The sequence below is a fragment of the Pseudoalteromonas sp. SIMBA_162 genome (assembly GCF_046535955.1).
GTDB classification, from domain to species: Bacteria; Pseudomonadota; Gammaproteobacteria; order Enterobacterales; family Alteromonadaceae; genus Pseudoalteromonas; species Pseudoalteromonas marina.
Genome location: NZ_JAWJBQ010000981.1, coordinates 1 through 245, shown reverse-complemented (window position 1 = coordinate 245; position 245 = coordinate 1). Strand labels below are relative to the sequence as shown.

1 protein-coding gene is annotated in these 245 nt (G+C 62.4%); it reads left to right on the top strand.

The window, feature by feature from the left end; all coding sequences use genetic code 11:
* The coding region (locus R0J88_RS22640) for a LysM peptidoglycan-binding domain-containing protein (protein WP_410901270.1) at nucleotides 1-183 on the top strand (183 nt) is incomplete at its 5' end.
* Nucleotides 184-245 lie beyond the last annotated feature (62 nt).

Below are 245 nucleotides of genomic sequence, written 5' to 3'. Positions count from 1 at the left end.
AAGAAAACCAGCCTGGCCAGCAACAAGAAGAAGTCGACTCAGTACAAGGTCAAGCAGGGCGACTCGCTGTACATGGTGGCCAAGCGCTTCAATGTCGAGATGCAGCACCTCAAGCGCTGGAACCCCCGCGCGGCCCAGGCCCTCAAGCCCGGCCAGATGCTGACGGTGTACCTGCCGCACTGAAATCTGCCCTGTAGGAGCCGGCTTGCCGGCGAACAGCCTTCGCCGGCAAGCCGGCTCCTACG